This is a genomic window from Geobacillus sp. WSUCF-018B, assembly GCF_002809985.1.
In the GTDB taxonomy this organism is placed as follows: Bacteria; Bacillota; Bacilli; order Bacillales; family Anoxybacillaceae; genus Geobacillus; species Geobacillus thermophilus.
This window is the reverse complement of sequence record NZ_PIJF01000123.1, coordinates 1-1,853: the sequence shown is the minus strand read 5'-3', so window position 1 is coordinate 1,853 and position 1,853 is coordinate 1. Positions and strand designations below refer to the sequence as shown.

Sequence of the window (1,853 nt, the reverse complement as noted above, 5' to 3'; positions counted from 1 at the left end):
ATCGAGTTCTTTCCGCTACCTAGGGCATTTTCTATGACCGAAATGCCCTATTTGTGCTGGGCTTTTTTATACACTAGCACTGGGGTGAATAGTTACTTAGTTTGTAATTGCATATATGAAGCTACAGAATCTTGTTTATTTTATCCCTTCTTCTGCCTGCTTTACTTCCAACTTTTCATCCGAGTCAAGAAGTTATCGTTTATTCCACCAATTCCTCCATAAAAGTACAAAAAATCACTCTCCTGAGCAAAATACTATGAATGAGTAACAGGAGAGTGATTGGAAACACATTTGAAATGAAAGTATATTTCGATTTTTTATCGGTGGTTAAAAAATAGGAAAATAGATTTTTGTTTTACTGTGAGATCGATTAGTTTTCCACTCATTTAACAAATCGTTTTCCAATGCTGTCTGCTGCTAAAATGGCGGCATAAACATCATCTGGCGTTACTTTAAACGGCATGTTGTGAATAGTTTCATTTTCAGCACAGGCCGCTTCAGCAACTTTTCGTATTTTGGCCTCAACATCTTCTTTAACTCCCATTTGTTCAAGAGTTACAGGAAGACCTAGTTCAATATTTAAACGAACCATTTTTTCAATTTCTTCCATAGGGCGGTTTTCAAGCACTAATTGGGAAAGTGTACCAAAGGCCACTTTTTCTCCATGATATAGATGGTGAACGTCCTCTAAAACAGTGAAGCCGTTATGAATCGCATGAGCAGCTGCGAGTCCACCGCTTTCAAAACCGATCCCACTTAAATACGTATTGGCTTCCACAACGTTTTCAACAGCCTTTGTAACGGTTTTTCTTTGAACTGCGAGATATGCACTAACTCCTTCTTCAAAGAGGATTTTTTGACATAACTCAGCTAGTCCGATCGCTGATTTCGTTATATTTCCTCCAGCCATTGGAATTGCATTTGCTTCGTAACATGCTCTGGCTTCAACATATGTAGCTAAAGCATCCCCAATTCCAGCTGCAAGGAGTCTGGCAGGTGCATTTGCTACAATTTGTGTATCAACCAATACGATGTCAGGGTTTTTAGGGAGGACAAGATACTCCTCAAATACACCATCCTCTGTATAAATGACAGATAATGCACTACATGGTGCGTCTGTAGAAGCAATTGTAGGAACGACTACAGTCGGCAGATTCGTATAGTAACCCAATGCTTTAACGGTATCTAAAGTTTTTCCGCCTCCGACCCCAACAACAACATCAATCTTGTTTTCAATAACGATATTTTTGAGTCGATTAATTTCCTGTTTTGAACATTCTCCTCGAAAAGTTGCAAAGGTAATGGTGCTGTTGCTATTTGAGAAGCTTTCTTCAATGGTCGCTTTTGTAATTTTTTGAACAAACTCATCAGCAATAAATAAAAAGGAACTTCCTAAATGACCAATATGTTTGTGAATATTAATTAGTTCACCTTTCCCTTGAATATATTTGTTCGGTGAAATCAAAATTCTTGCCATATTAAGCCTCCCCATATTTTTTAGAATTTCGTGAATAGGCCTTACATTCTTATAATACCATTGTAAAAATGAAAAATCAATTAATATGTGAAACATTTCACAAATATGTAAGATTTTTTATGAATTATTGTTAGGATATCATTTGTGTACATTTGTTTTGATGATGTATAAACCCGTGGTGCTAGTTGAGCTTTAGCGCTCAACTAGCCCGAGAACAACAAGTGAGTAAGCCAGTAAAATACCATCCAGTGCCGTTTCAAATCCAGAAACCGAGTTCGCGCGAATCTTGGTGATCCGATACGAATCGACTAAAATCGAAAACACGGTTTCCACCACTTTACGTTTTCGCTTCATCCATTGTTTCCATGCATCCGAT

General features: G+C 37.6%; 2 protein-coding genes. Both read right to left on the bottom strand.

Features of this window, described 5'->3' with window-relative positions:
• Positions 1 to 382 precede the first annotated feature (382 nt).
• A complete protein-coding gene (locus tag CV944_RS16885; protein WP_049625510.1) occupies positions 383 to 1,477 on the bottom strand; it encodes a glycerol dehydrogenase in 1,095 nt (364 codons plus the stop codon).
• 192 nt (positions 1,478 to 1,669) lie between these two features.
• The coding region (locus CV944_RS16880) for a transposase (protein ID WP_145994834.1) at positions 1,670 to 1,853 on the bottom strand (184 nt) is incomplete at its 5' end.